Consider the following 6,822-nt stretch of genomic DNA (forward strand, 5'->3'; position numbering starts at 1 on the left):
TCGAACTCGGCCAGGATGATCTCCTCGACTTTATAAACGTCCTCGGGAAAGCGGAGGAGAACCCGAACCGTAACCAGGTCCGACACGGCGTTCAGCCCCGCATCCCCGTCGTCCCCCCGGGCGTTCAGAGCACGGACCAGATCTGCCGGGGCCTTGGCCCACCCCTCGATACTGTGAACCTCGATATCCTCCCGCTCGATCAGGTCCTGAACAAGATTGCGCACGCGCGAGGCATACTCCTCATAGAGGGAGAGTTTCTCGACATAGCTGATGCCCAGTTCGTCGACACGACGTCTATCCAACACAATCACCGTCCAAAAATGAACTGCACGCCCTGCAACCCATCGATCCGACCATTCATTCGCTCCAACTATCCATTCCAACCGTCCGCCCGCGTTCACGACTCACTCGGGTTAGAGTATAACCCACGAAGAGCCTCTTGAAAAGCACGGCTCCCGCCTCATCGGCCGCTCCGGGGAGCCCGGTGCGCCTCCCGCCCCCGCACCGCGGAACCTCGGGAAGCGCCGATCGAATCGGCGTTTCCCTCAACCTTTCGACAAAAACGCACGGCAGAGCGCATCCACCTCCAAAACCACACCCAGGCGGTCGAGCGGGGCCGGCGGACAGGGTTGGGGCAGCTCCTCCCCGGCACAGGGAACCCCGACAACCCTCGCGAAGGCCTCCACCTTGGGATCGTAGGGCAGCACGGCAAGCGGCGTCCCCCACAGGGCGGAGAGCACGGCGAAGTGCAGGCGCATCCCTACCGCGGCGGACGCCCCCGGCCAGAGGCGCACGGCCTCCTCGAGCCCCGCGACCCGCTCGATCCTATCGAGCCTGAGCCTCCCGGCCCCCTTCATGGCGTCAAGCAGGATCTCGTCCTCGCCCGACAGCGCCACGCCGACGACCTCGTCGGGAAAGTCCGCGGCGAGAGGCGCCGCCAGCCGGGCGAAGCGGTCCGCGTCCGGGGAGGGGCGCAGGTTGAGCAGGAGCCGCCCCGTTTTTTTCTCCGTCGACTCCACATCCTCCCCCGCGGTTCGCGGGATCTTCAACGTCAGGGCCAGATCCCCGCCACGCACGGCGGACAGCCCAAGACGGCCGGCCCATTCCATCGAGGGCGCATCCCTCAGGTGCAGGACGCGGCAGCCCCTCAGCGCATCCCGGGTCAGCCAGCGCGCCCCAGCGCTCCGCAGCGGTCCGATCGACTGCCCGAGGGCCCAGGGGACGGCCCCGCAGATGAGGGCCAAACGCACCAGCCCCCAGTACCAGAGACAGGATCGCAGGCTCGTCCCATCCTGAAAGAGCCCTCCGCCCCCCAGGAGCAGGGTCTCGCTCGACCGCAGCGCCGAGACGACGCCGCGCAGGCGCCAGCGGGAGACGGAATCGACCCCGAACGCGCGCCGGGAGCCCTCCGGATCGTTCGAGAGCATGACGACGTTTCCCCGCCCGACGCCCGCCCGCTCCAGGGCCTCCAGGGAGGCGCCGGCCAGAAGTTCGTCCCCCAGGTTGCCGAACCCATAGTAGCCGGCCAGGGCAACCCGATAGCGCCGGGCCCCTCCTTGCGGGGTCATCGGGTCATTCCGCCAGGACGCGGAGCCGACGCCACAGGGGCAGCAGAATCCGGCCGACGGCCAGCACCACGACCGAGCCGAGAATCAGGCCCAGCCACAGGCCGTTGAATTCCCGAAGCAGGATGAAGGCGATCGGCGTATGAAAGTGGCAGAAGCTGTTCACGACGGAGGAGAACCCCAAGGCCGCGCCGAGGCGGAGGAGCTCGCGGTAGCGCGCCCACAGGCCGTTTTTGACGGCAAAGGCAAGCAGCATCAGGCACGGATAGCCCAGGAAGACCTCCTTGCTGCGGGGACGGGCGACCAGCCACTGCTCCAGCGTCCCACGCACCCTGGCCTCGAAGCCGGGGATGAACCGAACGTTGTCGCTCCGGAACAGCATGATGCCCAGGAGGATCAGGAGCACTCCGCCCAGCATCAGCTCTCCCCAAAGCGGGGGACGGGACAGGAAGGCGTCCAGGGACTCCGGATGGACCCGGTTCTTCAGGTCATGCAGCAGCACCAGGAGCGGCGGGAGCAGAAGGGTGAGCTTGACCCCCGAGAAGGTCCTCAGCCGCAGCATGTGGAGCGGGTCGCTGAAGAAGGCGGCCAAGGCGAGCCCCCCGATGACGGCGGCGAGGAAGCCGCAGAGGATCGGCCCCCATGGGGCAATCCGCGTCCGTCCCGAACTCATGGCCATCAAAGAGGCCTCCGTCACGATGAGCGGGGCGGCCAGCGCCCCCAGAAGACGGCCTGCGGCCGGGACCAATCGGATCAGAAACGCCCCACCCCCCGCGAGGAGAAAAAACACGGCGACGGAGGCCGGGCCGACCGTTTTCCCGGCCTCTCCATCCCCTCCGAGTCGCAGGGCATAGCGCCACAGGGCAAACAGGAACGCGGCGATAAGGGCATAGGCGGACAAAAACGACAACAAGCCCGAACGCCATCCCCCACCGGAAAAGAGGACGCGCGGCCATTCCATCCGGAATCCGTGCCCGCGCAGCTGCGCGGCCAAGGCGGCGACCTCCCCGGCGTAGGCGTCCAAGGTCGAGGTCGAATGCCCCAAGGGGGCCGACCGCAAAACCAGGAGCCGAACGGAGCGCTCCGCGGCCGCCCGAACCAGCCGCTCCAGCAGGGCCTGACGGCCGATGCTGCGCGCCAGGAGCTCCTCGTTCGTGACGCTGTGCAGGGTCAGGAGCGAGGGAAAGCTCAGGTTGTTCAGCTGCACCGCCCCAAGCTGCCGCGAGAATTCGACCGCGGCCACGGGAACCCCTCGTTTTTTCGGCTCGGCGGCGATGGGTCCCACGTCGGGATACCCCGTGACGCTCTCCCCCAAGGGGGTGACGGCGGCGATGGGATAGGCGTCCAGGACCTCGCCCAGCAGCCTGGCCGCCCCTTTCGTCTGCCATCCCAGGGAGGGCGCCGGCCTGTAATAGAGGGGCAGCCCCGACCGCACTCCAGCCTCGAGCCCGGATATATCCGGAAGGATCCCCACGGTCCGCAGCATGATGAGCGGGACGGGGAGAAGGACATCGCCGCCCTCTGTGCCCTCCCCCACCGCCTTGAGCCTCAGCCACTCCCCGGCCCTGCCGGCCTGAGGGAAGCCCTCCTGGACGGAAAGGCGCGTCAGCGCCGCGCCGTTTCCGCCGCCATGCACCGCCGCCGCGGCGACGGGACCGACCCCATTGGCCGTGTCCTCGCCCGTCAGCTCGCTGACCATAAGCCCGCGCAGCCCTTTTTCCTTCAGAAGGGCGAGCGCCCCGTCGACGGACACCCCGGCCCCGAGAGCCAGAGGAACGATATCCCTGAAATCCGCGATGATCGCGACGTCCCTGTCCCCGCGCTCCAGACGCCACCGCGGCAGAAGCCCCCACCCGGCGCATCCCAGGATCACGGCGGCCACCATCCCCGCAAAAAGACGACAGGATAACCTCAAGCCCCAGCACCTCCGCAAAAACAAAAATGATCCTCCGCTCAGAGCCTGGACCACAGACGTTCCAGGCTCAGCCCCACGGATTCCAGCAGCATTCCGAGACGACAGAGGGGGAGCCCGACGACGTTGAAGTAATCCCCATCGATGCCGCTCACCAAAAGGGCGCCCCGGCCCTGGATGGCGTAGGAGCCCGCCTTGTCCATCCCCTCGCCGGTGGCGGCATACGCGGCGACCTCTCCGGGGGTCAGAGGACGGAAGCACACCTCCGTCCTCTCGACGGCGGAGGCCATGCGCCCGCTCCACCGCAGCGCAACCCCGGTCAGCACCTCGTGCCGGCGTCCCTGCAGGCGGGCCAGCATATTCCGGCTCTCGCCGAGGTCCGCGGGCTTCCCCAGGACCCGCCCATCCACCACCACGATGGTATCCGCGGCCAGGACCAGCACGCCCTCCCCCACCTCGGGGGCCTCCGCCTTCAGACGCGCCAGGCGCTCACAGAGCGCCTCGGGGGCCTCGCCCGGCAGCGGGGACTCGTCCACCCTGGGGGCCGTCCACTCGAAACGCCAGTCGAGGTCCGCCAAAAGCGCGCGGCGTCTGGGACTGCCCGAGGCCAGGAGGATGGAGAGAGGCCCGTTCCCGATCCCCATGGACTAAAACCCCAGCCCCACGCTGGAGACGATGACGAAGATCCCCAGGATCAGACAGTACAACCCGAAATAGACCCACCGGCCGGAGAGCACGAGCCGACGCAGCAGGATCAGGGCCAGCCAGCCCAGGACGAAGGCCGCGAGGGCCGCCCAGACCCAGCCCTCGGGCAGGGAGCTCAGCCCCCCGCTTTTCCGGAGCCTCATGGCCTCCAGAAGGGAAGCGCCCAGGATGGCGGGGATCGAGATCAGGAAGGAAAAACGAAAGGCCTCGGCGACGGCCAGCCCCAGAAAGAGCCCCGCGGCTATCGTGGCGCCGGACCGGGAGACGCCGGGGAAGACGGCCAGTCCCTGCGCCAGCCCCACCAGAAGGGCCGTTCCGAGATACGGCCTCCTCTCCCCTTCCGGGAAAAGGGGGACGAGGAACAGCAGCCCCGCCGTCACCAGGAGGCCGCTCCCGACGGCGATCTGAGACTGCATCGCGGACTCGACGGCCCCCTTGAGCGGCAGGGCCGCGGCCCCCGTCGCCGCGGTGGCCGCGAGGACCGCCCACCCGTACCGCCAGCCCTCCTCACCGCGGGCACTCCGCCGGACGCAGCCGCGGAACCACCCCGAGGCCAGGACGCAAAGATCCCGCCGGAAAAAGATCAGGACGGCGAGCAGCGTCGCGCAGTGCAGCAGGAGGTCGAAGGCCAGCAGCCCCTCTCCCCCCAGCCCGAAGCGGTTCTGAAGCAGGGCGAGGTGCCCGGAGCTGCTGACGGGAAGGAACTCGCACAGCCCCTGCACGACGCCAAGGATAAAAGTCTCCCAACGGAAATTCAGCATGACCATCCAGCTCTCCGAATCTCAATTTGGCTCTGCAATTCGCGCCCCCTAAGAAGGGGGAGGGGCCTGAGCCTAGAAAAACTCCTTCTCCAGCCAGGTCTCGTCGGTCGAGGACTCCCGCCCGGCGATGGAGACGATCGGCAGCACCACGGCATAGGAGGAGCTGCGCCGTCTCAGGACGTCCCGGACCCGGCTCCTTATCCCCCGCGCCACGGCCTCCGCGTCGATGTTCGGGGCCCCGACAAACTCCTTGAGCACCCGCTCCGCAGCGGCGCGGATCTCATCGAAGACCCGTTTGCGGTCGTCGGAGATGAAGACGCCCTGAGTCTCGAGAGCCAGGGGGGCCATCAGGCCGCCGCGCGAGTCGAGCGCCGCGGCGATGACGAGGACGCCGTCCTCCGCCAGGTCCCGGCGCTCCTTCATCACCGTGCTCTTCAGCCCGCCGACCGCGTTTCCGTCGACCAGAACGGCTCCGGACTGAACGTGGTCCTTCAGGCGGGGCTTCGCCCCATTCGAAAAACTCAGGACGTCCCCGTTCCCCATCACGAAGACGTTGCGCCCCGGGATCCCCACCTCCTGCGCGAGCTGGGAATGGCGCACCAGGTGGCGGTACTCCCCATGGATCGGGACGAAGTACTGGGGGCGCACCAGGTTGAGGATGATCTTCAGCTCCTCGGACGAGGCGTGGCCCGAGACGTGGGTCTGGCGGTCCTGTTCGTACACGACCTCGCAGCCCAGGGCGAAGAGGCGATTGATCGTGTTGTTTACCAGCTTCTCGTTGCCGGGTATGACGGAGGCCAGCAGGAACACGGCGTCGTGGTCCCCCAGGGAGACCTGCCGATGCTCGCCCCGGCTCATCATGACGAGCCCGGAGAAGGGCTCCCCCTGGCTGCCCGTCGTCAGGATCACCAGCTGGTTGTCGGGGACCTTGCCGATGTCCTCGATCGGCACCATCATCTTCTTGTCGATCTTCAGATACTCCAGCTCCCGGGCCAGCTCCACGTTGCGCACCATGCTGCGGCCCAGGAAGGCGATCTTGCGGTTAAAGCGCATCGCGCCGTCCACGACCTGCTGGATGCGGTGCACGTTGCTGGCGAACGAGGAGATGATGATGCGCCGGGTCCGATAGTTGCGGTACAGCTGCTCCAGGGTCCCGCTGATGATGCGTTCCGACGGGGTGAACCCCTTGCGCTCCGCGTTGGTGGAATCCGACGTCAGGAGGAGCACTCCCTTGTCTCCCTCCTCGGCGAACGCGCCGTAGTCCGTTATGCGCCCGTCGATGGGGGTGGAGTCGAGCTTGAAGTCCCCGGTGTGGACGATCCGCCCCAGGGGCGTCTCGATCGAGAGGGCCACGGCATCGGGAATGGAGTGGCTGACCGCGATGAAGCGGACGCTGAACGGCCCGATCCGAATGACGTCGCCCGCCTTGACCTCGTTCATGCGCGTCTTGAGGGTGGGCTGATCCTCCTTGAGCTTGTTCCCGATCAGCCCCAGCGTCAGACGCGTCCCGTAGAGCGGGACGTTGAGGCGCGGCAGCACGAAGGGCAGAGCCCCCGTATGGTCCTCGTGCCCATGGGTGATGATGATCCCCAGCACCTTCTCGCGATTCGCCTCCAGGTAGGAGATGTCGGGGACGATGTAGTCGATCCCCGGCAGCTCCTGGTCCGGAAACATCAGGCCGCAGTCGACCACGATGATGTCGTCGCCGTACTCGACGGCGTACATGTTCTTGCCGATCTCCCCCAGGCCGCCCAGGGGGATGAACTTCAAGGATGCGTTCTTCTCGCGGCCTGCGGCGGAAGCCCTGCTTCTGCGCCTCGGCCTTGCAGCTTTTTCAGCCATTGATCAGGTTGTCCTCCAAAAATATCGATAAAATATC

General features: G+C 67.2%; 6 protein-coding genes. All 6 read right to left on the reverse strand.

Annotated elements, in window-relative coordinates; all coding sequences use genetic code 11:
* Positions 1–302, reverse strand: a 302-nt coding sequence (locus Q0176_RS00530; RefSeq protein WP_299297966.1) for a hypothetical protein, incomplete at its 3' end; no start/stop codon positions are given.
* 243 nt (positions 303–545) lie between these two features.
* Complete coding sequence (gene csaB / locus Q0176_RS00535) at positions 546–1,568, reverse strand: polysaccharide pyruvyl transferase CsaB (RefSeq protein ID WP_299297968.1); 1,023 nt, start codon at positions 1,566–1,568, stop codon at positions 546–548.
* A gap of 4 nt (positions 1,569–1,572) precedes the next feature.
* Positions 1,573–3,480: a DUF5693 family protein gene (locus tag Q0176_RS00540; RefSeq protein ID WP_299297970.1), complete on the reverse strand. Its 1,908-nt coding sequence runs from the start codon at positions 3,478–3,480 to the stop codon at positions 1,573–1,575.
* A 38-nt stretch (positions 3,481–3,518) separates the two neighbouring features.
* On the reverse strand, positions 3,519–4,121 hold the full coding sequence (locus tag Q0176_RS00545; protein ID WP_299297972.1) for a Maf family protein: 603 nt from the start codon (positions 4,119–4,121) through the stop codon (positions 3,519–3,521).
* Positions 4,122–4,124: 3 nt separating this feature from the next.
* A complete protein-coding gene (locus Q0176_RS00550) occupies positions 4,125–4,943 on the reverse strand; it encodes an undecaprenyl-diphosphate phosphatase (RefSeq protein ID WP_299297974.1) in 819 nt (272 codons plus the stop codon).
* 72 nt (positions 4,944–5,015) lie between these two features.
* Complete coding sequence (locus Q0176_RS00555; RefSeq protein ID WP_366796950.1) at positions 5,016–6,713, reverse strand: ribonuclease J; 1,698 nt, start codon at positions 6,711–6,713, stop codon at positions 5,016–5,018.
* Positions 6,714–6,822 lie beyond the last annotated feature (109 nt).

The sequence above is a fragment of the uncultured Fretibacterium sp. genome, from assembly GCF_938040765.1.
In the GTDB taxonomy this organism is placed as follows: domain Bacteria; phylum Synergistota; class Synergistia; order Synergistales; family Aminobacteriaceae; genus CAJPSE01.

Coding starts and splice junctions, on each gene's coding strand:
- csaB (WP_299297968.1), bottom strand. CDS start 1,568: ATGACCCCGCAAGGAGGGGCCCGGCGCTATCGGGTTGCCCTGGCCGGC.
- Q0176_RS00550 (WP_299297974.1), bottom strand. CDS start 4,943: ATGCTGAATTTCCGTTGGGAGACTTTTATCCTTGGCGTCGTGCAGGGG.
- Q0176_RS00545 (WP_299297972.1), bottom strand. CDS start 4,121: ATGGGGATCGGGAACGGGCCTCTCTCCATCCTCCTGGCCTCGGGCAGT.